Genomic DNA, 25,735 nt, shown 5'->3' with positions numbered 1-25,735 from the left:
CACGGCACCGAGCACGGATCGTTGGTCGAGTCGCACCCGGGCGGCGCGGACTCCCAGGCCGAGCCGGTGCCCGCCGAGACCTCGCGGTCCGGTGCGCCCAGGATCGGGCTGCGGCGCAAGGCGCGCGCCTACTTCCTGCTGACCAAGCCCCAGGTGATCGAGCTGCTGCTGGTCACCACGGCGCCCACCATGATCTTCGCGGCCGGCGGCTGGCCGAGCCCGCTGCTGATCCTCGCGACCATGCTGGGCGGCGCGATGGCCGCCGGAGGCGCCGGAGCCTTCAACTGCTACATCGACCGCGAGGCGGACCGCCTGATGCGCCGCACCGAGCGGCGCCCCCTGGTCACCGGCGAGGTGACGGACCGCCAGGCGCTCGTCTTCGCGTGGCTCCTCTCCGCCGTCTCGGTGATCTTCCTCGCCTTCGCCGTGAACCCGCTCTCCGGCGGGCTCGCGCTGCTGGCGATCCTGCTCTACGTCGTCTTCTACTCGATCATCCTCAAGCGCCGCACCGCCCAGAACATCGTCTGGGGCGGGATCGCCGGCTGCATGCCGGTCTTCATCGCCTGGGCCGCCGTGGAGAACGCCCTGAGCTGGTCGGCGGTGGTGCTGTTCCTCGTCATCTTCCTGTGGACGCCCCCGCACTACTGGCCGCTGTCCATGAAGTACGCCGAGGACTACCAGCGGGCCGGCATCCCCATGCTGGGGGCGATCGCCTCGCCCAAGGCGGTCTCGGTGCAGGTGGTCCTCTACGCCTGGGCCACCGTCATCTGCTCGCTGCTGCTCATCCCCGTGGGCGGCGCCGGCTGGGTCTACGGGCTCACCGCGCTGGTGAGCGGGGCGTGGTTCGTCTTCCAGTGCCACCGGCTCCACCGGCTGGCGTTGGAGGAGCAGGCCACCTCGCGCACCGCGATGGTCGTCTTCCACGCCTCGATCACCTACCTGACCCTGCTGTTCATCGCCCTCGCCTTCGACCCGTTCGTCGGCGGGCCGGTCCTGTAGCCCGCGGATGGACTTCCGCGGCGTCCTGGCCTATCCGATCACCCCGCTGCGCAGCGGCGGGGCCGTGGACCATGCCGAGCTGTTCTCGCACGTGGCCCAGCTCTGCGAGGCGGGGCCCGACGGCGTCGTCGTGCTCGGGACCTCGGGGAGCTTCGCCTACCTCAGCCGCGAGGAGCGCCGCGAGGTCGTGGAGACCGCCGTGGCCGCGGCCCAGGGGACCGGCGTGCCGGTCGGGGCCGGCATCTCCGCGATGACCACCGCCGAGGTCCAGCGGCTGGCCTGGGACGCGGAGAACGCGGGCGCGGACGGCTACGTCCTCAACGCCCTCTCCTACATCCCGCTGACCAGCGCCGAGGTCGCCGACCAGGTCGAGACGCTGGTCCAGTCCACGTCGCTGCCCCTGTGCGTCTACAACAACCCGACGACGACGGGCTTCGACCTGCCCGTGGAGCTCGCCGCGGACCTGGCCGAGCTGGAGACGGTGGTCGCCTTCAAGGACACCGCCGCCGACCGGGCCGCCTTCGAGCGGCGCCGCGGCTACCTCGCCGAGCGCCGCGCCCACGAGCTCGCCCACGGGCTCTCGAGCGCGCGGCTGATGCTGGAGGAGGCCTGCCCCGCCGACGCCTGGCACTCGGGGCTCATCGCCTTCTTCCCGCGGGAGTTCGCGCGGGTCTTCGCCGTCGCCGGCGGCGCGAAGGGCGGGCCCGAGGTCGAGCGCCTGCGGACGGCGCTGGCGGGCCTGAACAAGGCGGTGTTGCGCGCCCGCCCGATCTCCGGGCTGCACGCGCTGGCGCGGGAGACCGGTGTGGCCACCGCCCCGCCCCGGCGGCCGCTGGCGCCGGTGGCCCGCGAGGACGTCGAGGCGCTGGCCTCCGCCGTCGCGATGGTCCGGTGGGCGGCCGACCTCTGAGACCGGCGCCCCGGAGGGGAGCCCCTAGGCGCTCTCCGCCGGCCCGCCCTCCTCGATCAGCTCCCGGTCCACCGGTGCGCTGACCCGCTGGATCGCCCGCTCGCGCAGCGCGGAGGTGCCCAGCACCGTCATCCGGTCGAACAGCGCGGCGGCGGCCCAGATGGTCAGCCCGGCGCCCAGCAGGTGCAGCTCGACCAGCCAGCCCGGCAGCCCGTTGAAGTACTGCGTGTACCCCACCACGCCCTGGTAGGCCATGACCGCCACGAGCAGCCATGCCGAGCGGGCGACGCCGGGGGCCCAGCCGCGCCGGGCGCGCAGCACGAGGATCGCGGCGATGACGATCAGCAGGATCCAGACCGGCACCGAGTGCATGCGGGTGACCAGGACGGCGTCGAAGGCGTGGCGCGCGCTCTCCGCGTCGCCGGAGTGGGGGCCGGTGCCGGTCACGAGCGTGCCCATGTAGACGGCGAAGGCGGCGATCGCGAGGGCGATGATCCCGAGCCGGCGCATCAGCGGGTCGGCGGCGTCGACGGCATGCAGGCGCTCGGCCTCCCGGACGCGCTCGAGGGAGTACCGGCGGGCCCGCGAGTACAGGATGGAGCCCAGCGCGATCATGATCCCGGAGAGGATGAAGTGGATGCCGACCACCCACGGGTTGAGCTCCATGTGCACGGAGATCCCGCCGACGACCGCCTGGACCGGGATGCCCAGCGCCAGGATGGTGGCCAGGACGAAGAGGTCGCGCTGGCGCGCCCGGATCCGCACGACGGCCAGCCAGGTCAGCACCGCGACCACCGTCAGGACGAAGGTCAGCAGCCGGTTGCCGAACTCGATGTACCCGTGGATGCCCATCTCCGGGACGTTGCTCCAGGAGGCGTCGGTGCAGCGGGGCCAGGTCGGGCAGCCCAGGCCGGACTGCGTGAGGCGCACGGCGCCGCCGGTCAGGATCAGGGTGATGTTGGCCAGCACGGTGGCCAGCGCCATCGCGCGCACCCAGCCGTTGATCTGCGTCGGGGCGAGGCGGAGCCAGAGCCGCCCCCAGGCTCCGGCGGGACGTCCCTCCTCGGGGGTGCTCCGGGGGGATCGCTCTGTTCTGGACGAGGTCATGCTGGCTTCCTTGCGTTGATCGCGGCGCGGGGGTCCCGTCCCATTATCCGTGCTCCGCAGCAGAAACGCACAGCGGGCCCGGCGTGGTCATGACCACTTGAAGTACCGCCTGGCGGCGAGCCCCAGCAGCACGGCCCAGACGGCGAGCACGGCGCAGTGGGGGAGCGAGAGCTGGTGCTCGAGGATCCCGGCCCGCAGCGCCGCGCCCAGGGCCCCGGAGGGAAGCGCCTCCACCAGCCAGGTCCCTGCTCCGGGCAGGGCGTGGGCGGGCAGGAGGGAGCCGCCCACGGCCGCGAGCACGATCCAGAGGGTGTTCACCACCGCGAGGGTGGCCTCCGCCCGGATCGTGCCGGCCACCAGCAGTCCCAGCGCGGTGAAGGCGGCGACCCCCAGCAGCAGGGCCGGCAGGGAGAGCAGGACGCCGACGACGCCGGGGCTCCACCCGAGCAGCGCACCCGCGGCCCCCATCACGAGGTACTGCAGCACCACGATCACCAGCACCGCCAGCGCCTTGCCGAGGATGAGCCCGCCGCGCCCCAGGGGCGTGGTGGAGAGGAAGCGCAGCACGCCGTAGCGGCGGTCGAACCCGGTGGCGATGCCCTGGCCCGACAGGGCGGTGGACAGCGCGCAGAGGGCGAGCACGCCCGGCATGGCGACGTCGACCCGGGAGACGCCGTACTGCGCGGCCCACGGGTCGAGGAAGCTGGTGAAGGCGAGCCCCAGCAGGGCCATCAGCGGGAACAGGACCAGCAGCATGAGCTGTTCGCCGTTGCGCAGCATCGCGAGCGTCTCGAAGACGCCCTGGGCGAGGACGCGGCGCACCCCGGGGGCGGGCCCGTCCTCCCGTGCCGCGGGATCGGCGAGGAGGGGGGCGATGGCGCTCATCGGCTGCTCCTTTCGGAGATCTCGAGGAAGAGGTCCTCCAGGTTGCGCGGCTGCAGCTCGAGGCTGGAGGGCGTGATGCCGCGGCGGCTCCACCGGGAGGTCAGGTGGTCGAGGTGGGAGATGTCCAAGGGGCCGGTCAGCTCGTAGGAGCCGCTCTGGCGCTCCCGCAGCTGCAGGGAGGCGCGCAGGCCCTCGGGCAGCAGGTCGGTCAGCGCCAGGCCCGGCTCGCCGGTGGTGAAGCGCAGGGTGCGGGCCCGCTGGCCTGCCGTCAGCAGCTCCTCGACGCGGCCCTCCAGCACGTTCCGGCCGCCCTCGACGATGTACACGTAGTCGGCGAGGCGCTCGGCGTCGTCCATGAGGTGGGTGGTGAGTACGATGCAGGTGCCGGCGGCGCGCACCTCCTGGATCAGCTCGAACACCACGCGGCGGGAGTGGGGGTCCAGTCCCGCGGAGGGCTCGTCGAGGAAGAGCACCCGGGGCCGGCCGACCAGGGCGGCCGCGAGGGCCACGCGCTGGCGCTGGCCGCCGGAGAGCCGGCGGATCGAGGTCCTGTCGAAATCGTCGATGCCCAGGCGCTGGACCAGGGCGTCCACGTCCGCAGGACGCCGGTACATGGAGGCCACGTGCCGCAGCAGCGGCACCGGCCGGATGGCCTGGGGGAGGCCGCCGTCCTGGAGCATGATGCCGACCCTGGCCCGCAGGTCGGGACCGGCCCGCCAGGGGTCGCGGCCGAGCAGCCGCACGAGCCCGGAGCTGGGCCGCTCGAGCCCCTGGGCGCAGGCCAGCGTCGTCGTCTTGCCGGCTCCGTTGGCACCCAGCAGAGCGGTGACATGGCCGAACTCGGCGCGTAGACTGATGCCATCCACCGCGCGGACGGGGCCGCGCCGCCGGTCGCGGCGGCGTCCGGCCGTGAAGTCCTTGCGCAGGTCGCGGATCAGCAGGGCGGGTTCCGGCGCGTCCGGCTCGTTCTCGTACTCGTCTCCCAGTTGTGGCACCGTCACAGTCTACGCGGGAACGCCCCGGGATGCCCCGGGGCAAGGCTCCCCTTAGTGGCGAAGGGGGAATAAATTAGGACATACTTCAGTTGTGTATTCCGTGAAGCAAATAGCCCAAGAACAGAGCGCCCCGGCGCGGGGCGCAGCCGACGCCGAGGAGAGGACCCGGGACCGGGTCCTCCAGGGTGTTCTTGCTCACGGTCCGGTCTCCGCCGCTGACCTGGGCAGCGCCCTGAGCCTCACTCCCGCCGCCATCAGGCGGCACCTGGAGGCCCTGGAGAGGGACCAGCTCATCGAGGTGACCCTCGTCCGCAAGCAGGGAGCGGGGGCGGGGCGGCCGGCGCGCCGCTACGTCATCGCGCCCCAGGGGCACGCCCAGCTGGGCAACGACTACCTGGACATCGCCGTCGAGTCGCTCAGCGCCCTGCGCGAGGCCCTCGGCGACGAGGCCCTGGAGGAGTTCGCACGACGCCGGTTCGAGGAGATGGAGCGCCGCTACCGTCCGATCGTCGACGCCGCGGGCTCCGACATCGCGGACAGGACCCGGGCGCTGGCCGGGGCCATGACCAGGGACGGCTTCGTCGCCAGCACCTCGGTGATGGCCATGGGGGAGGCGGCCAAGACGGTCGAGCTCCCGGAGCACCTGCTCTCCAGCATCCAGTTCTGCCAGGGGCACTGCCCCGTCCGCGATCTGGCGGCGCAGTTCCCCCAGTTCTGCGAGCAGGAGACCCGGATGATCGCCTCCCTCCTGGGAGTCGACGTCCGGCGCCTGTCCACCATGGCCGGGGGCGCCCACGTCTGCACCACACACATCCCGTTGGCACGCGGGAAGCAGCAAAACCACGCTTCTCACCGAGGAGCGCCCATCAGCAAGGAAAGGTCCCATGACTGAACAAGTTGAGCGCACAGCCGACGGTAACGTCATCACCGACATCTTGGAGAGGAACCCGGAGCTCGAGGGCATCGGCCACTACCAGTACGGCTGGTACGACTCCGACGAGGCCGGCAAGGCGGCCCAGCGCGGCCTGAGCGAGGACGTCGTCCGCGACATCTCCGGCAAGAAGGACGAGCCCGAGTGGATGCTGAACCTCCGCCTCAAGGCGCTGAAGTTCTTCGACCGCAAGCCCATGCCCAACTGGGGCGCCGATCTCTCCGGGATCGACTTCGACAACATCAAGTACTTCGTCCGCTCCACCGAGAAGCAGGCGGAGACCTGGGAGGACCTCCCCGAGGAGATCCGGGACACCTACGAGAAGCTGGGCATCCCCGAGGCCGAGCGCAACCGCCTGGTCGCCGGCGTCGCCGCCCAGTACGAGTCCGAGGTCGTCTACCACCAGATCCGCGAGGACCTGGAGGCCCAGGGCGTCATCTTCATGGACACGGACACCGCGCTGAAGGAGCACCCCGAGTTCTTCGAGGAGTACTTCGGCACCGTGATCCCGGTGGGCGACAACAAGTTCGCCGCGCTGAACACCGCCGTGTGGTCGGGCGGCTCCTTCGTGTACGTCCCGCCGGGGGTGCACGTGGAGATCCCTCTGCAGGCCTACTTCCGGATCAACACCGAGAACATGGGCCAGTTCGAGCGGACGCTGATCATCGCCGACGAGGACTCCTACGTCCACTACATCGAGGGCTGCACCGCGCCGATCTACAAGTCGGACTCGCTGCACTCGGCCGTCGTCGAGATCATCGCGAAGAAGAACGCCCGGGTGCGCTACACGACCATCCAGAACTGGTCGAACAACGTGTACAACCTGGTGACCAAGCGCGCGATCGCCCACGAGGGCGCCACCATGGAGTGGATCGACGGCAACATCGGCTCCAAGGTGACCCAGAAGTACCCGGCCGTGTACATGGTCGGCGAGCACGCCAAGGGTGAGACCCTGTCCATCGCCTTCGCCGGCGAGGGCCAGCACCAGGACACCGGCTCCAAGATGGTGCACATCGCCCCCAACACCTCCAGCTCGATCGTCTCCAAGTCGGTCGCCCGCGGCGGCGGCCGGGCCGCGTACCGCGGTCTGGTGCAGATCCGCGAGGGCGCCAAGCACTCCAAGAACAACGTGGTGTGCGACGCGCTGCTGGTGGACACGATCTCGCGATCGGACACGTACCCGTACATCGACATCCGCGAGGACGAGGTGACCCTCGGCCACGAGGCGACCGTCTCGCGCGTCTCGGAGGAGCAGCTGTTCTACCTGATGCAGCGCGGCCTGCCCGAGGACGAGGCGATGGCCATGATCGTGCGCGGGTTCGTGGAGCCCATCGCGCGCGAGCTGCCCATGGAGTACGCGCTCGAGCTGAACCGTCTTATCGAACTCCAGATGGAAGGATCCGTAGGCTAGAACATGACTGATCAGATAAAAGCGGAGAAGACCGAGGCCTCGGAGAAGGTGGACGGCGTCGTCGTCGGGGAGTCGCGTCCCGCGATCCCCGGCATGGACCAGGAGGGCGAGAAGCTCTCCCCGGACCTGGCGACCGACGACACCATCCGGGCCCGCCGATCGGCGAACGCCGGTTCCGACTCGCAGGTCATGCACTCGCGCGCCGAGCGGCCCTGGAGCTTCGACGTCGCCGACTTCTCGCTGCCCACGGGCCGCGAGGAGGAGTGGCGGTTCAGCCCGGTGAAGCAGCTCCAGCGGGTCTTCGAGGACGTCGCGAGCGAGGACCGCGAGGGCGACCCCGCGGCGGAGTACACCCTCGACGTCCCCGAGGGCTGGGACGCCGGCACCCTCGCCGACGGCCAGGAGCCCCGCGACACGGTGCTGCGCCCGGCCGACCGGGCCGCCGTCGTCGGCTCGGCCAACGCCGGTCCGGCGCGCTACGTGCGGATCCCCGAGAACGCCGAGCGCCGCGAGCCCGTCACCGTGCGGATCGCCGGCCGCGACGCCGAGCGGCGCTCCAACAGCCACCTGGTGATCGAGGCCGGCGCCAACTCGCACACCACCGTGGTGATCGAGCACACCGGCTCCTCGCTGCACAACGGCAACGTCGAGACCCTGGTCCGCGAGGGCGCGACGCTGACGCTCATCTCGCTGCAGCGCTGGGACGAGGACGCGGTGCACGTCGGCCAGCACGACGCCGAGGTCGGCAAGGACGCCAGCTACAAGCACATCGCCGTGACCCTGGGCGGCCGCATCGTCCGGCTGAACTCCAACGTCCGCTACGCGGACGAGGGCGGCAGCGCCCAGATGTTCGGCCTGTACTACGCCGACTCGGGCCAGCACCTGGAGCACCGCTCCTTCGTCGACCACAACGCCCCGCGCAACACCTCCAACGTCCTGTACAAGGGCGCCCTGCAGGGCGAGGGCGCACGGACCGTCTGGGTCGGCGACGTGCTGATCCAGAAGGAGGCGGAGGGCACCGACAGCTACGAGAAGAACCAGAACCTCGTGCTGACCGACGGCGCCCGCGCCGACTCGGTGCCCAACCTGGAGATCGAGACCGGCGTCATCGAGGGCGCCGGGCACGCCTCGACCACCGGCCAGATGGACGACGAGCACCTGTGGTACCTGATGGCCCGCGGCATCCCGGAGAAGCAGGCGCGCCGCCTGGTGGTCCGGGGCTTCCTCAACGAGATCGTGCAGCAGATCCGCGTGCCCGAGCTCGAGGAGTCCCTCATGGAGGCCTTCGAGGCCGAGCTCGCTCTCAGCGACAACTGACCACCTGCGTCACCGCATCCCCACACCCTTCACTTCCCACGAGGAGAATTCATTGTCCACTCTTGAAATCAAGGACCTCCACGTCTCCGTCATCCTGGACGACGAGAACACCAAGCCCATCCTCAAGGGCGTCAACCTGACCATCAACTCCGGCGAGATCCACGCGATCATGGGCCCCAACGGCTCCGGCAAGTCGACCCTGGCCTCGACCGTCGCGGGGCACCCGAAGTACCAGGTCGACTCGGGCGAGATCCTGCTGGACGGCGAGGACGTCACCGCGATGTCGGTCGACGAGCGGGCCCGCGCCGGGCTCTTCCTGGCCATGCAGTACCCGGTCGAGATCCCCGGCGTCACGATGTCCAACTTCCTGCGCTCGGCCAAGACCGCCATCGACGGCGAGGCCCCGGCCCTGCGCACCTGGACCAAGGACGTCAAGAACGCGATGGGCGAGCTGAAGATCGACCCGGACTTCGTCTCCCGCAACGTCAACGAGGGCTTCTCCGGCGGCGAGAAGAAGCGCCACGAGATCCTCCAGCTCGAGCTGCTGCGCCCGAAGTTCGCCATCCTCGACGAGACCGACTCGGGCCTGGACATCGACGCCCTGCAGGTCGTCTCCGAGGGCGTGAACCGCGCCCACCAGGGCAACGAGATGGGCGTCATGCTCATCACCCACTACACCCGCATCCTCCGCTACATCAAGCCGGACTTCGTGCACGTCTTCGTCGACGGCAAGGTCGCCGACCAGGGCGGCGCCGAGCTGGCGGATCGACTGGAGGAGGAGGGCTACGTCAACTACCTGAAGGGGGCCGCCGCATGAGCGAGCAGACCGCCGCACCCCAGAGCCGTCCCTCCACCCAGGAGATCGAGGACGCCCTGGCCAACGTGATCGACCCGGAGCTCGGCGTCAACATCGTGGACCTGGGCCTGCTCTACGGCACCCGCTGGGACGAGGACGGATCCCTGGTCATGGACATGACCCTGACCACGGCCGCGTGCCCGCTCCAGGACGTCATCGAGGAGCAGGTGGCCCAGAACATCGACGCGCTGGTCGACGAGTGGCACGTCAACTGGGTTTGGATGCCGCCGTGGGGTCCTGAGAGAATCACCGAGGACGGTCGCGACCAGATGCGCGCCCTCGGGTTCAACATCTAGGACGAGACGCGACGATTCAAGGGGCCGGGACCACACGCCGTGGGTCCGGCCCCTTGATCGGTTCCGCCCGTCACACACCCATTCCATTCTTCGTCGAAAGGTCGAGCACGCTCCCGTGATTACCGTTTCAAACCTCGAACTGCGGGCGGGCGCCCGCCTGCTGATGGACGAGGTCAGCTTCCGCATCTCCACGGGTGACAAGATCGGCCTCGTGGGCCGCAACGGTGCCGGCAAGACCACCATGACCAAGGTCCTGGCCGGTGAGAGCCTGCCGGCCTCGGGGGAGGTCTCCCGGACCGGGAGCATCGGCTACCTGCCGCAGGACCCCAAGGTCGAGGACATGAGCCAACTGGCCCGCGACCGGATCTTCTCCGCCCGCGGCCTCTCCGGCGTCGTGAGCCGGATGCGCAAGGCGCAGGAGGACATGGCCAGCGAGGACGACGCCGTGCGCGCCAAGGCCATGCGCTCCTACGACCGGCTGGAGGCCGAGTTCATGAGCGGCGGAGGCTACGCCGCCGAGTCAGAGGCCGCGACCATCACGCACAACCTCGACCTCCCGGAGCGCGTCCTCTCCCAGCCCCTCTCGACGCTGTCCGGCGGCCAGCGCCGCCGCGTCGAGCTCGCCCGCATCCTGTTCTCCGACGCGGACCTGATGCTGCTGGACGAGCCCACCAACCACCTCGACGCCGACTCGGTGGAGTGGCTGCGGGAGTTCCTCAAGAACTACCGCGGCGGCATCCTGGTGATCAGCCACGACGTCGAGCTGATGGAGCTGGTGGTCAACAAGGTCCTGTACCTCGACGCGAACCGCTGCGCCGTGGACGTCTACAACATGGACTGGAAGCACTACCTGCAGCAGCGCGACCAGGACGAGCAGCGCCGCAAGCGGGAGCGCGCCAACGCCGAGAAGAAGGCCGGCGCGCTCATGGACCAGGCCAACAAGATGCGGGCCAAGGCCACCAAGGCCGTCGCCGCGCAGCAGATGATCAAGCGGGCCGAGCGGCTGATGCGCGAGGTCGAGCCGGAGCAGGTCAAGGACCGGGTCGCGGCCATCCGCTTCCCGGCGCCGGCCGCCTGCGGCAGGACGCCGCTGCGGGCCAGCGGGCTCTCGAAGTCCTACGGCTCGCTGGAGATCTTCAACGACGTCGACCTGGCGATTGACAAGGGATCGCGCGTCGTCGTGCTGGGCCTCAACGGCGCCGGCAAGACCACGCTGCTGCGGATGCTCGCGGGCGTGGCTCAGCCGGACTCGGGGCAGGTCGAGCCGGGGCACGGCCTCAAGCTCGGCTACTTCGCCCAGGAGCACGACACGCTGGACAAGGACCGCAGCGTCCTGGAGAACATGCGCACGGCCGCCCCGGACCTGCAGGACACCCAGGTCCGCACGATCCTCGGCTCCTTCCTGTTCTCCGGGGACGACGTCGCCAAGCCCGCCGGGGTGCTCTCCGGCGGCGAGAAGACCCGGCTGGCCCTGGCCACCCTGGTGGCCTCCAGCGCCAACGTGCTGCTGCTCGACGAGCCCACCAACAACCTGGACCCGGCCAGCCGCGAGGAGATCCTCAACGCGCTGAAGACCTACGAGGGGGCCATCGTGATGGTCTCCCACGACGTCGGCGCCGTGGAGGCCCTGCAGCCCGAGCGCGTGCTCATGCTGCCGGACGCCCTCGAGGACATGTGGTCGAAGGAGTACCAGGACCTCATCACGCTCGCCTGATCCCCTCGGCTCACGGCAGGGCGGGGCCGTCCCGGCCCTCAGGGGTCCCGGGGCGGCCCCTGTTCGTCCGGCGACGCCGGGAGGACGGTCATCCCGATGACGAAGGGCGGGACAGCACCCGGGCGACGACGGGCTGGACGGCTCAGCAGGGGCGGAGGAGAGCACCTTCCCGGCGGCGCCGGACCCACCCTCTCGCATTCCCCGGCGGGCTAGGCCGTTCCCGGCCTGCCCGCCTCAGCGGCTCCGGCGGGGCGCCTCCGCCTCGGCGAGGGCGTCGAGGTCCGCGTCCTCGGCCTCCTCGTCCGTGACCCCGCGCCGCTTCCTGGCGGGCTTGGGGCGGACGATGGCCTTCATGTGCCGCGGCATGTCGTCGATCATCTCCATGCGGCGGCGCACCACCGCCTCGTCGTCCTCGCCGATGTACCGGCCCTGCTCGTCGTAGAAGGCGCCGTAGTACTCCTCCAGCTCGGCCGCCAGCTGCGCGTCCAGGCGGTCGTTGCGGACCTTCTGCCGCGCGCACCAGCCGTAGGCCACGTAGATCAGCACGGCGAAGGCGTACCACTGCAGGGAGTAGGAGAGGTTGGGGCCGGCGTCCTGCTCGGGCGCGGCCAGGGCCTGCGGGGTCTGGGCGGGGGAGGGATCCTCCGAGGCCATGATGCCGTAGGCGCCCTGCTGCACCGGGTAGTCCAGCCGCTGCGCGTAGTCGGTCAGGTCGATCGAGGGCAGCTGGCCGTCGGGGGACTGCCGTCCGGTGGAGTCCTCCGGGGCGTGCAGCCGCGCGGTCACGGTGACGGTCCCCTCCGGCGGCGCGGGGACCTCCTGGGCCGGGGCGGTGTTGTTGTCCCCGGTGGGCATCCAGCCGCGGTCGAGGATCACCGTCTGCCCCTCCTCGGTGGTGAAGGGGACGAGCACCTCGAAGCCGACCTGGCCGTTGTGCGGCCGGTTGCGGACCAGGGCCTCGTCCTCCGGGTGGTAGCTGCCCGTCATCTCCACCGGCTGCCACTGCAGGTCCGGGTCCATCCGCTCGAAGTTCCCGCCCGCCTCGGCGAAGGTCTCCGGGGCCGCCTCGTAGTTCTCCGCGATCCGGCTGTTGGTGTAGTCCATCGCCTCCTTGCGGTCCATCTGCCAGCCCGCCAGGTAGACGCACAGGAGGGAGAACAGGACGCACAGGAGGAAGGCGCCGATCCATTTGCCGGTCAAGAGGAATCTGTACACGTGGGCGCTTTCTCCGCGGCTGCGGGAGTCGGTGGGGCGTGGGGCCGGGACGGTGCTAGGGGGCCTCGTCCCCGATCGGGACGACGCGCTTGAGGAACCCCCGGGCCTTGAGGAAGTCGGCGAGCCAGTCCCGGTGCTCGTCGCAGGCGAGCCAGACCTTGCGGCGCTCGGGGGTGTGCACCTTGGGATTGTTCCACTCGATCCTGTGCAGTCCCTCGGCGGTGCACCCCCGGCGGGAGCAGACGGGGCGCTCGGCCTCGCGCTCTCCCAGCAGATCCGTCAGGTCCATGCTCAGCGCTCCTCTCCGCCGGGCCGTCGCCCGCCGCTCTCATCCTCGTGATCGTCGTGGAGGTGGCCCGGGCGGAACTCGCCCTCGATGACGTCGTCCTCCGCGCCGGGGACGTCGTCCGCGTCCTGGGCGTCCGGGCCGGGGGAGCCGGCGTCGCCCGCCTGCTCCGTCCCGCTCGTCCGGGTCTGCGCCCCTGCGTCCTCGGCGGGGCCGGCGCCCAGCTGCGGCGGGGTCTGCTCAGGCAGGTAGTCGGCGCCCCTGACCTCGGCGCGGTCGCTGCCGTTGGCCAGCACCACGGCGACCCAGGGGAGGATCGCGACGCCGGCCACCGCGACCCAGCGCAGCCAGCCGTCCACCAGGACCGCCACGATGAGGCAGACGATGCGCAGCCCCATCTGGAACGCGTACCGCTTCATCCGGGCGTCGACGTCCTGGCTGTGGGCTCCGTGCGCGGTGGTGATGGAGTGGACCTCCTCGGGCTCTTCGGGCCCGTTGTGCCGCGATCGGGCCATGCCGGTCACCTCCTGGGATCGTGCGCAGGCCCCGGGGGGACCTGACTCAGCATTCCATTATCCCACTTCGGGTTCCTCTGCGCGCCCCCTGGACGAGGATCCTTCGCGGTCCGGCCGCGGACGGCGCGCGGGCAGGGTCTGGGGAGACCGATAGGATGGCCACTGAATGCCGCAACAGTGGAGACCGATTGGCCTATTGAATGGCCTCTCGAATCGGCCCGGATCGCCCTCCGACCCGGATCGAGTCGTCCATCGCCCTCGAAAGGATCGCATATGACGGAGAACACCATCGAGACCCCCACGCCCCGGACGGTCCTCGTCACCGGAGGCAACCGGGGCATCGGCCGGAGCATCGCCGAGGCCTACCGCGAGGCCGGGCACAACGTCTGCATCACCTACCGCTCGGGGGAGGCACCCGAGGGCTTCTTCGCCGTGCAGGCCGATGTGACCGACTCCGCGTCGGTCGACGCCGCCTTCAAGGCCGTCGAGGCCGAGTACGGCCCCGTGGAGATCCTCGTCGCCAACGCCGGCGTCACCCGCGACACGCTGCTGCTGCGGATGAAGGAGGAGGACTTCACCGACGTCATCGACACCAACCTCAGCGGCGCCTTCCGCGTGGTCCAGCGCGCCGCCAAGGGATTCATGCGCAAGAAGTTCGGCCGCGTCGTGCTGATCTCCTCGGTCGTGGGCCTGTACGGCTCGCCGGGGCAGATCAACTACTCCGCCTCCAAGGCCGGGCTGGTGGGCATCGCCCGCTCGCTGACCCGCGAGCTGGGCTCGCGCAACGTCACGGCCAACGTGGTCGCACCCGGCTTCATCGACACCGACATGACGGCGGTGCTCCCCGAACAGACGCAGAAGCAGTACCTGGACACCATCCCGGCGCACCGCTTCGGCACCCCCGAGGAGGTCGCGCGCGTGGTCCGCTGGGTGACCGGGGACGAGGCCGGATACATCTCCGGCGCCGTCATTCCCGTCGACGGCGGCCTCGGCATGGGACACTGACGCACTGCGCCGCTCACACATCCGGAACCAGGAAAGGACACCCATGGGTCAGCTCGACCAGAAATCCATCATCGTCACCGGCTCCTCGCGAGGCGTCGGGGCGGACACCGCCAGGATCCTCGCCGGCGAGGGCGCGAGCGTCGTCGTGAACTACCGTCAGAAGGCCCCCCGGGCCAACAAGGTGGTCAAGGCCATCGAGGAGGCCGGCGGCCGCGCCGTCGCGGTCGGCGGCGACATCACCGACCACGACGACGTCGAGGCGCTCGTCGCGGCGGCGGTGCAGAACTTCGGCACGCTCGACGTGCTCGTGCTCAACGCCTCCGGAGGCATGGAGTCGGACCTCGGCGAGGACTACGCCCTGCGGCTCAACCGCGACGCCCAGCTGGACCTGCTGCGCACCGCGGCCCAGGCCATGCAGCCCGGCTCGCGCGTGGTCTTCGTGACCTCGCACCAGGCGCACTTCATCCACGAGGTCGAGACCATGCCCGAGTACGAGGCCGTGGCCCGGTCCAAGCGGGCCGGCGAGGACGCCCTCGTGGCGGAGATCCCGGCGCTGGAGGAGCGCGGGATCGAGCTCGTGGTGGTCTCCGGGGACATGATCGAGGGGACCGTGACCGCGACGCTGCTCAACCGCGCCCGCCCGGGTGCGCTGGAGGAGCGCCGGGCCGAGGCCGGGAAGCTGTACTCGGTCGAGGAGTTCGCGCAGGAGGTCGCCCGCATGGTGACCGCCGACGTCGCCTCCGGGCACGTCGAGCTCGTGGGCGGCGCGAAGGGCTTCGTCCCCGAGGCGTGACCTTCGCGAGCCGGAAGCGGCCCGGCGGGCTCCCCGAGGAGGGAGCCCGCCGGGCCGCTTTTTCCACGGGCTGCTCTATGGGCTGCGCCGGGCAATCGGGAACAGATCGGACCCTCAGGGGGCGGGATGGGACAGGCGGAGACGCAGCCGCGGCAGAACGGACCAGCGGCGGGTTTCAACCTCTTCCTGAGCTTGAGATTTTGGCGGCGATCTCCGTGAACTGAAGCTTAAATCTTGTCTTAAGGTTGAAGCCCCGCCCTCGCGCCGTCCGGAACGGCCTAGAGCCCCGCGAAGTGCCGGGCGGCGTCGAGCCTGCGGAGCGTGATCTGGGCGTCCGCCGTCTCGCGCAGCGTCGGCTTGGCCTGGAAGGCCACGCCGAGCCCGGCCCGGTCCAGCATGAGGCGGTCGTTGGCGCCGTCGCCGATCGCGATCACCCGGGCGAGGTCCACGTCCTCCTCCTTGGCCCACTCGCGCAGGGACTCCTCCTTGACGTTCGCGTCCACGATCCGCCCCGAGACCTTCCCCGTCAGCACCCCGTCCTCGATCTCGAGGAGGTTGGCGCGCGCGTGGTCCAGCCCCAGCCGCCGGGCCAGCGGCTCGAGGATCTGGACGAACCCGCCGGAGACCACGCAGACCGGGAAGCCGCGGGCCTGGAACGCCGCGATCAGCTCGCGGGCGCCGGGGGTGAGGGTCAGCGACTCGGAGACCCGCCGGACCGCGTCCTCCTCCAGGCCCGCCAGAGCCCCAACCCGCTCACGCAGCGACTCCTGGAAGTCCAGCTCGCCCCGCATGGCCTGCTCGGTGATCTCGGCGACACGGTCCTCGATCCCGGCGTGCGCCGCGAGCTCGTCCACCGCCTCCTGGCCGATCAGCGTGGAGTCCACGTCCATGATCAGCATCCACCTCTTCTCCGCGTCCTTCTTCCGCCGCTCCTGGGCGACGACGTCGTACCCGGGGAGCCCCTGGACCTGCGGGTCGGGGTTCAGGGCCGAGCGGAGCTCCTCCAGCGAGCCCTTGAACCGCCCGTCGACCAGGACCGCGACGTACGGCGCAGCCCCCTCGACGGGAACATCCCGCCCGCCGGCCGGGACCTCCTCGACCGCCGGGAAGCTCATGGGCGTGAAGGACTCGATGACGACGCCGGCCGCCTCGAGGTGCTCCCGCAGCGCGGCGTGCTCGTCCGCGGACGGGATGTCGGTCAGGGCGACGATGCTGATCGATGTGCTCATGGCTCCATCATAGGAAGCCGGGAGGCGGGTCACCGCCGCGCCGCGCCCCGAGACCGTTTGGGCGCGCGGCGCCCGGGTGCCTTAAAGTCGTGCCTATGAATGTGGTTCTTGATCTTGTGGACGTCTCCGTGGTCCGGGGCGCCGGGAAGCGGCTGATCGACGGCGTCAGCTGGCGTGTCAACGAGGGGGAGCGGTGGGCCGTGCTCGGCCCCAACGGCGCGGGCAAGTCCACGCTGCTCAGCGTGGCGGCGGCCCGGCTGTTCCCCACCAGCGGCATGGTGGACATCCTCGACGAGATCCTCGGGGCGGTGGACGTCTTCGAGCTGCGGCCGCGGATCGGCGTCACCTCCGGGGCGCTGGCCACCCAGATCCCGCGGGGCGAGAGCGTGCTGAACGTCGTCGTCACCGCGGCCTACGCCGTGACCGGCCGCTGGCGGGAGCAGTACGACGAGGACGACGAGCAGCGCGCCCGCGAGCTCATGGAGCAGTGGGGCGTGGGCGAGCTGGCCGACCGCACCTTCGGCTCGCTGTCCGACGGCGAGCGCAAGCGCGCCCTGATCGCCCGCGCGCTGATGACCGACCCCGAGCTGCTGATCCTGGACGAGCCGGGCGCCGGGATGGACATCGCCGGGCGCGAGGACCTGGTGGAGCGGCTGACCTCGCTGGCCCGTGACCCCTTCGCCCCCACGACGATCCTGGTGACCCACCACCTCGAGGAGCTCCCGCGGGGGCTGACCCACCTGCTGCTGATGAACCGCGGGGGAGTCGTCGCCGCGGGCCGGATCGAGGACGTGCTGACCTCCGGGAACCTGAGCGCCGCCTACGAGACGCCGCTGAAGCTGACCGAGGTCGACGGGCGCTACACCGCCTTCAAAGCCGCCCGATGAGCACGCTCGAGATCATCGTCGTGCTGGTCGCCGGCCTCTGGGCCGGGCTGATCAACACCATCGTCGGCTCGGGCACGCTCGTGACCTTCCCGGTGCTGGTCTCCCTCGGCGTCCCGCCGGTCACCGCCACCATCTCCAACGCGATGGGCCTGGTGGCGGGCAACGTCACCGGGGCGTGGGGGTACCGGAGCAAGCTCAAGGGGCTGGGCGGCACGCTGCTGAAGCTGCTGCCGTGCTCTCTGGTGGGCGGGATCCTGGGCGCCTACCTGCTGCTGCACCTGCCGCCCACGGTCTTCGAGACCATCGCGCCCTACCTGATCGCGGTGGCCCTGCTGTTCGTGATCTTCCAGCCCAAGCTGCAGGCGGCGGTGAGGTCCCGGCGGGCCTCCTCGGAGCCGGCGGCCGGCCCCGGCGCGGAGGCGGCCGCCGAGGCCGGGCAGGCCGGCGGCCACCCCTTCGCCCTGTACGTCCTCACGTTCCTCGCGGGCGTGTACGGCGGCTACTTCGTCGCCGCCCAGGGCGTGCTGCTGCTGGGCATCCTCGGCGTCTTCCTGATGGCCTCCATGCAGGGCGCCAACGCCATCAAGACGGTCCTGGTGGCGGCCGTGAACATCATCGCCGCGATCTCCTACGTCCTGTTCGCCTTCGACCGCATCGACTGGTGGGTCGTGCTGATGATCGCGGTCAGCTCCACGGTCGGCTCGTGGATCGGGGCCAAGGTCGGGATGCGCATGAGCCCGCGGGCGCTGCGCCTGGTGATCGTGGTCCTCGGCCTCGCGGCCATGGTCAAGATGGTCTTCTTCGACTGATGCGACGGATCGGGAGCGCTTCGTGAACCACCCCCAGCTGACCCCGGAGGACATCGCGGCCCGGGCGCGGCGCGTGAGCGCGCTGCCCGGCGTCGTGCGCATCGGCGCGGAGCAGGTCCAGGCGTCGGACGGCCGCGCCGAGGACCCCGTCCTGCGCGACCTGCGCTTCTACCGCGGGCTCACCGACATGCGCATGAGGACCTCCCGCGAGTCCGAGTGGGGCGTCTACATCGCCGAGTCCTCCAAGGTGCTGAGGAGGGCGCTGGACGCCGGCCACGAGCCGCTCTCCTTCCTCATGTCGGACAAGTGGGCGGATGACCTCGCGGACGTCCTCTCCGCCCGCCCCGAGGTGCCCGCCTACGTGGCCGCCGAGGACGTGCTCGAGGGGCTGACGGGCTTCCACCTGCACCGGGGCGCCCTGGCCGTGATGCGCCGCCCGCGGCCGGTGGGGCTCGCCGACCTGCTGGAGAGGCTGCGGCCGACGGCGTCGTCCGGCGGCGCTCCCCGGCGGTCCCGGATCGCGGTCTTCGAGAACATGGTGGACCATACGAACCTCGGCGCCGCCTTCCGCAGCGCCGCGGCACTGGGCGTCGACGCCGTCCTGGTGACCCCGAGCTGCGCGGATCCGCTGTACCGGCGCTCCATCCGGGTCTCCATGGGCACGGTCTTCCAGGTGCCCTGGACCCGCATCGGCTCGTGGCCCGAGGACATCCGCGTGCTCCAGGAGGCCGGCTACGTCGTCGCGGGCATGACGCTGGGGGAGGGCGCGGTCGAGCTGGACGAGCTGGTCGCCGAGGACCACGAGGCCCTCGCCCTGGTCTTCGGGACCGAGGGGCACGGCCTGACCCCGGGCGCCGACCGGCGGCTCGACCGGCGCGTGACGATCCCGATGATGCAGGGGGTCGACTCGCTCAACGTCGCGGCGTCGTGCGCGGTGGCCTTCTACGCGACACGGTGAGAGAATGAGCGCCGCCGGCCGCGCCCCACGGCACAATCGCACCATGCGGCACCCCCATGAGACCCCTCAGGACCGATCCGGCGCACAGGCCCCCCGACCTTCCCGGAAGGCGCGGCGCGGCGAGCAGCCACCCCGGAGCTGGTGGGCGGATCTCCGGCTCTTCACGCTGTGCGCGGTGGGGATCGTCGTGGGGACCACCGGGCTGCTGCTCCTCGCCTCCACCGGGCTGATGCGCCACGAGACCAGCCACATCCCGATCCACGCCGACGCGACGTGGGCCGGGGTGCTCGCGAGCATCGGCGCCATCATGTGGGCCTTCTTCCCGATCTCCTCGTCGCGACCGGGCTTCGGCTACCGGCATCAGGGCCTGCCGGGGCTGCTCGTGCTCGGCGCCCTGATCGCCGCCGGCATCGACCTCCTCGCGATGCTCGCCTGGCCGCTCATCGTCGGCGATCGGACCGCTCCCGATTCGGTGCTGGCGACCCTCGCCTCGGATCCGGCCTCGGCCGCCTCGTTGGCACTGTTCCTGATCGCGATGCACGCTCTGAGCGCCCTCGTCGTGCTGGGCTTCCTCCGCGGAGGCTTGGTGAGCTCGCTCGTGGTCACCGGCCTCTTCCTGGTCCTCATCGGAGTCGGAGCGTGGCAGGGAGTGCGGCTGTTCGAGCGTTCTCCGGACGGGTCCGTCCTCCTCACATGGGGAGTCGCCGCGGTGGTCGCCCTCGCAGCGGTGGCAACGGTCTCTGCGATCGCCGGCCCCAAGGAGGGGAGGCGACGCTGAGGCGTCCGGTATGTCCCAGATACTGCGCAGCAGAGACTCCAGGTGAGTGTTCTGCATCACTTTCCCTACTTGAGCGTTCCTCGGCTGCGCCGCTCGAACGACGCGTCCCCAGCCACCTGCACCCAACAGGCAGAGCGGGGGAGAGGGCACGCCGACGCTCCGGGGTCACGGCGCACCTCTCTCGGAAGAAGCGACAGCGGGGGATTGCCCCAAGGCGACGATCGCATCGATCTGCACTTTAGCCCCCAGCGGCAAGCCGGCGACCTGAACCGTAGTCCTGACGGGGTACGGAGGCTGGAGCCAGGAGCCGTACGCCTCGTTGATAGCTGCGAAATCGTCGTAGTCAGTCAGGTAGATCGTCGTCCGGACCAAACGCTGTGAGCTCGCTCCGACCTCATCCAATAAGGTGGCGAGGTTATTCAGCATGGCTTCGCATTGCTCGGATGCATCCTCAGAGACGAGCCGGCCGTGAGCCGGATGCTGACCGATGAGGCCCGAGACAAAACCGAGCTCGCCAACCCACGCGAAATGTGAGAAGGGGGCTTCTGATTGATGCAGGCGCTGACTGAAGGTGAAGGAATCGGACTGCACGGCTTCTGCTCGGGCGCTTTTCCTACGCACGCCCCTCGGGTTCGGACGAATAACAACCATAGCGGCCCGAGGACTCGATAAAGGCGATTCATGCTGCCGCGAATCCTGGGCTGAACCGTCTTCTACGAGACTATTGGCTCTGAACTCGGCCTCTGACGACATCCCTGAAGAAGGACCGAGAAAGCACGAGCGGGACGTATCAGCCCTAAGGAGACGAATATAAGGGGTCGTTGACCCCGAGGCGCGAAGGCGCCGGGGAAGCGAACGAAGGGGACCGGAGGAACGCTCTACTTTACATAATGTAGATTATCGGCTTACTGGGAAGCCGGCGGCATGTCGCTCGGATGACGCCCGGATCCCGCCGCACGGAGCACCATTTTGACATGCGCCACACGCCCTGCGAACCTTTGGGAGCCCGACGCCGCGCTGCGGCGTCGTCGGGCCGCACGATCCGCCTCGTGCGGACGCCAGCGCAGCCGCTCCAGCCGGCTGCGTCCGCCGGACGATCCCGCGCCTCGACGGAAGCCCTTCGTGACGTGATCTGCGGCGGTCATCACTCGCCGAACCGCCGAAAGGTCCACTCGAAGCCCATGAGCGAACCATCCACGCTGCTCACGATCGCCGGTCTGGCGATCATCCTCATCACCGTCGGGCTGCTCATCTGGGGCCGGGTCTCGCCCGTCGTCGCCATGGTCCTGATCCCCGTGGTGGGGGCCTTCGCCATCGGCTTCGGCCCCGGCGAGATCGGCGAGTTCTTCTCCTCGGGGCTGGACTCGGTGATGAGCGTGGTGGTGATGTTCATCTTCGCCATCGTCTTCTTCGGCATCCTCTCAGACGCCGGCCTCTTCGACCCCGTGATCCGGGGCCTCATCCTGCTCACCCGCGGACGGGTGATCCTCGTGGCGATCGGCACGGTGCTGATCGGATCCATCGCCCACCTCGACGGCGCGGGCGCGACCACGTTCCTGCTGACCGTCCCCGCCCTGCTCCCGCTGTACCAGGCGCTCAACATGAGCCGCTACCTGCTGCTGCTGCTGATCTGCCTGAGCGCCTCGATCATGAACATGGTCCCGTGGGGCGGACCCCTGATCCGCGCCTCCGCCGCGACCGGCACCGATCCGGTGCAGCTCTACCAGCAGCTCATCCCGCTCCAGGGCGTGGGGATCGGGCTGCTCGTGCTGCTGGCCGTCCTCCTGGGGGTGCGGGAGACCCGCCGCATCCGCCGGGGGGTGGCCGCCGGGACCATGACGTCGGTGGGCGACGTCGACATCCGCACCATCGCCGATGACTTCAGCCGGCGTCAGGATGAGGAGCGCGCGCCCATCAAGCGGGACCTCAACGGCAGCCGGACGGTGTACTGGCTCAACGCGGCGGTGGCCCTGGCCGTGATCGCGACGATGCTGGCCGATGTGCTCCCGCCGGAGCTGGCCTTCGTCATCGGCGTCGCGATCGTCCTGCCGCTGAACTTCGGCAACGCCAAGAAGCAGATGGAGCGGGTCAAGGCGCACGCGCCGAACGCCCTGATGATGGCCGCCGTCATCATCGCCGCCGCGGTCTTCCTCGGCGTGCTCAACGAGTCGGGGATGCTGGAGTCGGTGGCGCTGTCCCTCCTCCAGGTCATCCCGGAGGGCCTCGGGCAGTACCTGCACCTGGTCGTCGGCGCCCTGGGCGTCCCGCTGGACATGCTCACCAGCACCGACGCGTACTACTTCTCCGTGCTGCCGCTGGTCGAGGCGACCGCCGGCGAGTTCGGGGTGGACACGGCCTCGACCGCCTACGCCCTGGTGGTCGGCAACATCATCGGCACCTTCGTCAGCCCGTTCGCTCCGGCGATGTGGCTGGCGCTGGGCCTGGCCGAGGCCAACATCGGCAAGCACATCCGCTACTCCTTCCTCATCATGTGGGGCTTCAGCATCGTCCTGCTGCTCGCGGCGGTGCTGATGGGGATCATCCAGGTCTGAGCTGGGGGCCGAGACCGCCCGGTGCCCGGTGCCGGCCGACGCGGCAGCCGCTCCCGCCGCGTCGCACTAGGATCCGGGCGCTCCGCCAGGCACCATGGAGGGAGAACGAACCGAAAGGACGCTGGGATGATCATGTGGTTTCTCGCGAATCCCTGGGCGATCTGGCTGATCGTCGTCCTGCTGCTGGCGCTGATCGAGATGTTCTCGCTGGAGTTCTTCTGCCTCATGATGGCCGGCGGCGCCGTCGTCGCCGCCGTCACGTCATACTTCACGGGCAACTGGATCATCCAGGTGCTCGCCTTCGCCGTGGCCTCGCTGCTGCTGATCATCCTGGTCCGCCCCTCGCTGATGCGGCGGCTGACCCCGGACCTGCCCGGGACTCGGAACAACGTCGAGGCGCTGATCGGACGCCCGGTCCAGGTCCTCGAGACCGTCACCGAGCTGCAGGGCCTGGTCCGCCTCGAGGGCGACACCTGGTCCGCGCGGCTGCGCGACGGCGCCCCGCTGCAGCCCGGAGCCTTCGGGCGCGTCGTCGAGATCGACGGCGCCACCGCCGTCGTGGAGCCCGAGCCCGTCTCCGGCGAGGCGCCCGCCCCCTGACCACCCGCCACCACCCGAGCCTAGGAGGCACCCATGGGAGGTTCCATAGCACTGATCGTGCTGTTGGCCCTGCTGATCATCTTCGTCGCGATCGTCCTGTTCAAGGCCGTCCGCATCATCCCGCAGGCGCGCGCCGGCATCGTCGAGCGCCTGGGCAAGTACCACACGACGCTGAACCCAGGCCTGCACTTCACCGTGCCGTTCATCGACCGGGTGCTGCCGCTGATCGACCTGCGCGAGCAGGTCGTCTCCTTCCCCTCGCAGTCGGTCATCACCGAGGACAACCTGGTGGTCGGCATCGACACCGTGGTCTACTTCCAGGTCACGAACTCCCAGGCCGCGACCTACGAGATCACCAACTACATCAACGCCGTGGACGAGCTGACCAGCGCGACGCTGCGCAACGTCGTCGGCGGGCTGAACCTCGAGGAGACCCTGACCTCGCGCGACCAGATCAACGCCGAGCTCCGCGGGGTCCTGGACAGCACCACCGGCCGCTGGGGCCTGCGCGTCTCGCGCGTGGACATCAAGGAGATCAAGCCGCCGATGTCCATCCAGGACTCGATGGAGAAGCAGATGCGCGCCGAGCGGGACCGCCGCGCGGCCATCCTGACCGCCGAGGGCGAGAAGCAGTCCCAGATCCTCACCGCGGAGGGTGAGCGCCAGGCCTCCATCCTCTCCGCCGAGGGCGACGCCAAGGCCGCGATCCTGCGCGCCGACGGCGAGGCCCAGGCCGTGCACAAGGTCTTCACGGCCATCCACCGGGCGAACCCCTCGCAGAAGCTGCTGAGCTACCAGTACCTGCAGACCCTGCCCAAGCTGGCCGAGGGCAGCGCCAACAAGCTGTGGTTCGTCCCCACCGAGCTCGGCGACGCGCTGCGCGGCATCGGCAAGGTCTTCGGCGACGGCGCGTCCTCCCCCGTCGACCCGCTCAACCCGTTCGCGGGCGGCTCGGAGGAGGAGGCCGCCGAGGAGGCTCCCGAGGAGCCGGTGGACTCGATCGTCGACTCCCCCGAGCTGCGGGTCACCGAGGAGGACCTCCGGGCCGACCCCAACCGGACCAGCGTGGATCCCGACGACTTCGAGATGCCGCCCTCCAGCGTGGATCCGGACGCCCCGATCGACGTCGAGCCCCGGGAGGACGCCGTGGCGGACGCGAGGGCCGAGCGGCGCGAGGAGCGCGAGTCGGCGGTCGAGGAGAAGATCGCCGAGAAGTCCGAGTCCATGAAGCGCAGCCAGTCCCCCGAGGGCGGCGAGCCCGCCGGGGAGACCCCCGAGGCCGGGACGGGCGGCCAGCGCTGAGCCTCTCTCCCGCGCTGCCCCGCTCGTTCGCGGGGCGGTGTGGGAGAATCGAGGAATAATCGGATGCGGGGCGGCGTTGAACCTCGCAGTTGCACCGCGTCCATCGGAAGGGATGAAGACATAGATGAGTGATCGTAGCCTTCGCGGCATGCGCCTGGGCTCTCAGTCCATGGAGACCGAAGCCGGCGTCGAGCCCGCCGCGCGCCAGCGCGTCGAGTACCGCACGGAGGACGGCGAGCGGGTCTTCGTGACCTTCGCCGCCGAGGCGGAGATCCCCGCCACCTGGACCGCGAAGTCGGGCAAGGAGGCGCTCCTGGTCGACGGCTCCGGGCCGCAGGTGAGCAACGAGAAGCCCGTCCGCACGCACTGGGACATGCTCCTGGAGCGCCGCAGCATGGAGGAGCTTGAGGACACCCTGCAGAAGCGGCTCGACTACTACCGGGAGCGGCACGCCCTCTAGGGCTCCCTCCCCCGCTCCCCGGTCCTCGTGATCGGGGGGGGCCGACGCAGAGGGCCCGGGCATCTTCACCAGATGCCCGGGCCCTCTGCGTTTCCCGTGGGCGCCCGCCGACCGCGTTGCCGGCCGGGCCCCTCCGCCCCATCTCGGGAGCGGGAGCGGGGCCGCGACGGCGTCAGCGCCTGAGCGCCGCCAGCTTCCGCGAGAGCGTCTTGGCCCGTGCCGTGAGCCCCCAGCGGGTGATGCGGCTCATCGACTCGACGATGATGGAGCTGTCCATCTTGGAGTCGCCGATCTCGCGCTCGATAAAGGTGATGGGCACCTCGACGACCTTCAGGCCGGCCAGCTCCGTGCGCCAGCCCAGGTCCACCTGGAAGCAGTACCCGACCGACTCGATGGTGTCCAGGTCGATGCGCTCGATCGCGCTGCGGCGGAAGGCCCGGTAGCCGGCCGTGATGTCGTGGATCCGGGTTCCCAGCACGGCGCGGGTGTAAGTGTTCCCCCCGCGGGAGAGGAACTGCCGGTACCACGGCCAGTTCACGGTCTTCCCGCCCGGCACGTAGCGCGAGCCGATGGCCAGGTCGGCGCCCTCGTCCACGGCCTTGAGCAGGCGCCCGAGCTCCTCGGGCTGGTGGGAGCAGTCGGCGTCCATCTCCACGAGGACCTCGTAGCCGTGCTCCATGCCCCACCTGAACCCGGCGATGTAGGCCCCGCCGAGGCCGCCCTTGCCCTCGCGGTGCAGGACGCGGATGTTCGCGTCGTCGGCGGCCATCCGGTCGGCGAGCTCGCCGGTGCCGTCCGGGCTGTTGTCGTCCACCACGAGCACGTGAGCCTCCGGCTGCGCCGCGCGCAGGCGCCGCACGACGATGGGCAGCGCCTCGAGTTCGTTGTACGTGGGGATGACAATCAGAGTTTTAGAATCCACAGT

27 protein-coding genes are annotated in these 25,735 nt (G+C 70.3%); 18 read left to right on the top strand and 9 right to left on the bottom strand.

Features of this window, described 5'->3' with window-relative positions:
- The first annotated feature begins 66 nt into the window (after window positions 1-66).
- Window positions 67-999 (top strand): heme o synthase, encoded by a 933-nt coding sequence (locus EWV39_RS07230; RefSeq protein ID WP_129659172.1) that lies wholly within the window; start codon window positions 67-69, stop codon window positions 997-999.
- 7 nt (window positions 1,000-1,006) lie between these two features.
- Window positions 1,007-1,909 carry a dihydrodipicolinate synthase family protein gene (locus EWV39_RS07225; RefSeq protein WP_129658193.1) on the top strand — a complete coding sequence of 301 codons (903 nt, stop codon included), beginning with the start codon at window positions 1,007-1,009 and terminating at the stop codon, window positions 1,907-1,909.
- Between the two features lie 24 nt (window positions 1,910-1,933).
- On the opposite strand, the gene EWV39_RS07220 is transcribed toward EWV39_RS07225, so the two are convergent.
- The 3 genes from EWV39_RS07220 to EWV39_RS07210 all read right to left on the bottom strand — a co-directional run bounded on the left by EWV39_RS07220 (window position 1,934) and on the right by EWV39_RS07210 (window position 4,896).
- Window positions 1,934-3,016: a COX15/CtaA family protein gene (locus tag EWV39_RS07220; RefSeq protein ID WP_129658191.1), complete on the bottom strand. Its 1,083-nt coding sequence runs from the start codon at window positions 3,014-3,016 to the stop codon at window positions 1,934-1,936.
- An 87-nt stretch (window positions 3,017-3,103) separates the two neighbouring features.
- Complete coding sequence (locus EWV39_RS07215; protein ID WP_129658189.1) at window positions 3,104-3,901, bottom strand: ABC transporter permease; 798 nt, start codon at window positions 3,899-3,901, stop codon at window positions 3,104-3,106.
- A complete protein-coding gene (locus tag EWV39_RS07210; RefSeq protein ID WP_420329949.1) occupies window positions 3,898-4,896 on the bottom strand; it encodes an ABC transporter ATP-binding protein in 999 nt (332 codons plus the stop codon). The genes EWV39_RS07215 and EWV39_RS07210 overlap by 4 nt, the downstream gene beginning before the upstream one ends.
- Before the next feature lie 100 nt (window positions 4,897-4,996).
- Here EWV39_RS07210 and EWV39_RS07205 point away from each other — a divergent pair, with 100 nt between their 5' ends.
- The 6 genes from EWV39_RS07205 to EWV39_RS07180 all read left to right on the top strand — a co-directional run bounded on the left by EWV39_RS07205 (window position 4,997) and on the right by EWV39_RS07180 (window position 11,421).
- Entirely contained in the window at window positions 4,997-5,788 is a 792-nt protein-coding gene (locus EWV39_RS07205) for a helix-turn-helix transcriptional regulator (RefSeq protein WP_420329948.1), read from the top strand.
- On the top strand, window positions 5,781-7,238 hold the full coding sequence (gene sufB, locus EWV39_RS07200) for a Fe-S cluster assembly protein SufB (RefSeq protein WP_129658185.1): 1,458 nt from the start codon (window positions 5,781-5,783) through the stop codon (window positions 7,236-7,238). The genes EWV39_RS07205 and sufB overlap by 8 nt, the downstream gene beginning before the upstream one ends.
- A 3-nt stretch (window positions 7,239-7,241) precedes the next feature.
- The gene (gene sufD, locus EWV39_RS07195; RefSeq protein WP_238148156.1) at window positions 7,242-8,555 is read left to right on the top strand and encodes a Fe-S cluster assembly protein SufD; all 1,314 of its coding nucleotides are present in this window, start codon (window positions 7,242-7,244) and stop codon (window positions 8,553-8,555) included.
- Between the two features lie 52 nt (window positions 8,556-8,607).
- The gene (gene sufC, locus EWV39_RS07190) at window positions 8,608-9,372 is read left to right on the top strand and encodes a Fe-S cluster assembly ATPase SufC (RefSeq protein ID WP_129658183.1); all 765 of its coding nucleotides are present in this window, start codon (window positions 8,608-8,610) and stop codon (window positions 9,370-9,372) included.
- Complete coding sequence (locus EWV39_RS07185) at window positions 9,369-9,707, top strand: metal-sulfur cluster assembly factor (RefSeq protein WP_129658181.1); 339 nt, start codon at window positions 9,369-9,371, stop codon at window positions 9,705-9,707. The genes sufC and EWV39_RS07185 overlap by 4 nt, the downstream gene beginning before the upstream one ends.
- Before the next feature lie 115 nt (window positions 9,708-9,822).
- Window positions 9,823-11,421: an ABC-F family ATP-binding cassette domain-containing protein gene (locus EWV39_RS07180; RefSeq protein ID WP_129658179.1), complete on the top strand. Its 1,599-nt coding sequence runs from the start codon at window positions 9,823-9,825 to the stop codon at window positions 11,419-11,421.
- Between the two features lie 234 nt (window positions 11,422-11,655).
- On the opposite strand, the gene EWV39_RS07175 is transcribed toward EWV39_RS07180, so the two are convergent.
- The 3 genes from EWV39_RS07175 to EWV39_RS13965 all read right to left on the bottom strand — a co-directional run bounded on the left by EWV39_RS07175 (window position 11,656) and on the right by EWV39_RS13965 (window position 13,437).
- Window positions 11,656-12,621, bottom strand: a complete 966-nt coding sequence (locus EWV39_RS07175; protein WP_238148154.1) for an SURF1 family cytochrome oxidase biogenesis protein — start codon at window positions 12,619-12,621, stop codon at window positions 11,656-11,658.
- Window positions 12,622-12,691: 70 nt separating this feature from the next.
- A complete protein-coding gene (locus EWV39_RS07170; protein WP_129658175.1) occupies window positions 12,692-12,925 on the bottom strand; it encodes a uroporphyrinogen-III synthase in 234 nt (77 codons plus the stop codon).
- Window positions 12,926-12,927: 2 nt separating this feature from the next.
- A complete protein-coding gene (locus tag EWV39_RS13965) occupies window positions 12,928-13,437 on the bottom strand; it encodes a DUF3099 domain-containing protein (RefSeq protein WP_202864903.1) in 510 nt (169 codons plus the stop codon).
- Between the two features lie 273 nt (window positions 13,438-13,710).
- Between EWV39_RS13965 and EWV39_RS07160 the strand changes: the two genes are divergently transcribed.
- Together EWV39_RS07160 and EWV39_RS07155 are read left to right on the top strand one after the other, a co-directional pair.
- Window positions 13,711-14,442, top strand: a complete 732-nt coding sequence (locus tag EWV39_RS07160; RefSeq protein ID WP_129658173.1) for a beta-ketoacyl-ACP reductase — start codon at window positions 13,711-13,713, stop codon at window positions 14,440-14,442.
- Between the two features lie 43 nt (window positions 14,443-14,485).
- Window positions 14,486-15,235 carry an SDR family oxidoreductase gene (locus EWV39_RS07155; protein WP_129658171.1) on the top strand — a complete coding sequence of 250 codons (750 nt, stop codon included), beginning with the start codon at window positions 14,486-14,488 and terminating at the stop codon, window positions 15,233-15,235.
- A gap of 278 nt (window positions 15,236-15,513) precedes the next feature.
- Here EWV39_RS07155 and serB read toward each other — a convergent pair whose 3' ends face one another.
- The gene (gene serB / locus EWV39_RS07150) at window positions 15,514-16,464 is read right to left on the bottom strand and encodes a phosphoserine phosphatase SerB (protein WP_129658169.1); all 951 of its coding nucleotides are present in this window, start codon (window positions 16,462-16,464) and stop codon (window positions 15,514-15,516) included.
- Between the two features lie 95 nt (window positions 16,465-16,559).
- Here serB and EWV39_RS07145 point away from each other — a divergent pair, with 95 nt between their 5' ends.
- Genes EWV39_RS07145 through EWV39_RS07130 form a run of 4 tightly spaced genes read left to right on the top strand, consistent with a single transcriptional unit; the run spans window position 16,560 to window position 19,896 of the window.
- Window positions 16,560-17,351: an ABC transporter ATP-binding protein gene (locus EWV39_RS07145; RefSeq protein WP_129658167.1), complete on the top strand. Its 792-nt coding sequence runs from the start codon at window positions 16,560-16,562 to the stop codon at window positions 17,349-17,351.
- Complete coding sequence (locus EWV39_RS07140; RefSeq protein ID WP_129658165.1) at window positions 17,348-18,160, top strand: sulfite exporter TauE/SafE family protein; 813 nt, start codon at window positions 17,348-17,350, stop codon at window positions 18,158-18,160. Before EWV39_RS07145 ends, EWV39_RS07140 begins: the two co-directional genes overlap by 4 nt.
- Before the next feature lie 22 nt (window positions 18,161-18,182).
- Entirely contained in the window at window positions 18,183-19,118 is a 936-nt protein-coding gene (locus tag EWV39_RS07135; protein ID WP_165313200.1) for a TrmH family RNA methyltransferase, read from the top strand.
- Window positions 19,119-19,161: 43 nt separating this feature from the next.
- Complete coding sequence (locus EWV39_RS07130; protein WP_129658163.1) at window positions 19,162-19,896, top strand: hypothetical protein; 735 nt, start codon at window positions 19,162-19,164, stop codon at window positions 19,894-19,896.
- Between the two features lie 165 nt (window positions 19,897-20,061).
- Here EWV39_RS07130 and EWV39_RS07125 read toward each other — a convergent pair whose 3' ends face one another.
- A complete protein-coding gene (locus EWV39_RS07125) occupies window positions 20,062-20,487 on the bottom strand; it encodes a RidA family protein (protein WP_165313198.1) in 426 nt (141 codons plus the stop codon).
- A gap of 590 nt (window positions 20,488-21,077) precedes the next feature.
- Between EWV39_RS07125 and EWV39_RS07120 the strand changes: the two genes are divergently transcribed.
- From EWV39_RS07120 to EWV39_RS07105, 4 genes are all read left to right on the top strand, one after another.
- A complete protein-coding gene (locus EWV39_RS07120; protein ID WP_129658159.1) occupies window positions 21,078-22,448 on the top strand; it encodes a CitMHS family transporter in 1,371 nt (456 codons plus the stop codon).
- 126 nt (window positions 22,449-22,574) lie between these two features.
- Window positions 22,575-23,048, top strand: a complete 474-nt coding sequence (locus EWV39_RS07115; protein ID WP_129658157.1) for an NfeD family protein — start codon at window positions 22,575-22,577, stop codon at window positions 23,046-23,048.
- Window positions 23,049-23,081: 33 nt separating this feature from the next.
- A complete protein-coding gene (locus EWV39_RS07110; protein ID WP_129658155.1) occupies window positions 23,082-24,350 on the top strand; it encodes an SPFH domain-containing protein in 1,269 nt (422 codons plus the stop codon).
- 124 nt (window positions 24,351-24,474) lie between these two features.
- Window positions 24,475-24,810 carry an RNA polymerase-binding protein RbpA gene (locus tag EWV39_RS07105; RefSeq protein ID WP_129658153.1) on the top strand — a complete coding sequence of 112 codons (336 nt, stop codon included), beginning with the start codon at window positions 24,475-24,477 and terminating at the stop codon, window positions 24,808-24,810.
- Window positions 24,811-24,982: 172 nt separating this feature from the next.
- Here the strand turns inward: EWV39_RS07105 and EWV39_RS07100 are convergent, their stop codons facing one another.
- Window positions 24,983-25,732, bottom strand: a complete 750-nt coding sequence (locus EWV39_RS07100) for a polyprenol monophosphomannose synthase (protein WP_129658151.1) — start codon at window positions 25,730-25,732, stop codon at window positions 24,983-24,985.
- Window positions 25,733-25,735: the final 3 nt, after the last annotated feature.

The organism is Rothia halotolerans (assembly GCF_004136635.1).
Taxonomy (GTDB): domain Bacteria; phylum Actinomycetota; class Actinomycetes; order Actinomycetales; family Micrococcaceae; genus Rothia; species Rothia halotolerans.
The sequence above is the reverse complement of the archived record's forward strand: the minus strand, read 5'-3'. Positions and strand labels throughout refer to the sequence as shown.